2 protein-coding genes are annotated in these 769 nt (G+C 55.5%); one reads left to right on the top strand and one right to left on the bottom strand.

All coding sequences use genetic code 11. From position 1 onward, the window contains the following. Window positions 1-200 (top strand): hypothetical protein (locus tag PDO_RS28835; RefSeq protein ID WP_210161523.1); only part of this gene is annotated, 200 nt, incomplete at its 5' end. 3 nt (window positions 201-203) lie between these two features. Here the strand turns inward: PDO_RS28835 and PDO_RS16770 are convergent. Continuing rightward, window positions 204-769: IS3 family transposase (locus PDO_RS16770; protein ID WP_007604434.1), on the bottom strand; the 566-nt coding region annotated here is incomplete at its 5' end.

Here is a 769-nt window from a genome sequence, read left to right as displayed (position 1 = left end):
CGGCCGTTCTGGGCGTGTTTTTGCAGACCCGTCAATCCGACATCTCCAAGAACGATCTTGTAGACCACATCTTCAATCTCGTTGAAGTGCAGCGATTTTCGACGGGTGAGCAGTGCCTATTTCCCGCCGTCTTTCTTTCTCTACACAGTTTCATCGGATGTCGCGGTAATCCCCCCGTTTTTAACGGGGCTCCGCAGTAGAATTCACGCGGCCATTTTCAGTTTCTGTGCGGGCGTTATGCCGCCGATGCCCATATTGGGCCGTTCGTTGTTATACGTCCAGAGCCACTGCGTGGCGAATTCCTGCGCCTCCTCGATGCTTTCGATGATGTATTGGTCGAGCCATTCATGTCGGACGGTGCGGTTGTAGCGCTCGACATAGGCATTCTGTTGCGGCTTTCCGGGCTGGATGTGGCTCAAGGCGATTCCTTGCGTTTCGGCCCATTCCATCAGTTTGCCACTGACGTACTCAGGCCCATTGTCCACACGAATGGCGAACGGTTTTCCGCGCCATTCGATGATCTGGTTCAGACTGCGGATGACGCGTTCAGCAGGCAGCGAAAAGTCTACCTCGATGCCCAGCCCCTCGCGGTTGAAGTCGTCCAGGACATTCAGCAGTCGGAATTGCCTACCGTCCTCCAAACGATCCGCCATGAAATCCATTGACCAAACCAGGTTCGGCGCATCCGGCACAGTCAAGGGATCGGGCTTGTCCCGCTTCAAACGCTTGCGTGGCTTGATCCTGAGGTTCAACTCCAGCTCGGCGGTAG

It is taken from the genome of Rhizobium sp. PDO1-076 (genome assembly GCF_000247475.1).
Taxonomy (GTDB): Bacteria; Pseudomonadota; Alphaproteobacteria; order Rhizobiales; family Rhizobiaceae; genus Allorhizobium.
Note: the sequence above shows the minus strand (reverse complement) of the source record. Positions and strands in the feature narration are given on the sequence as shown.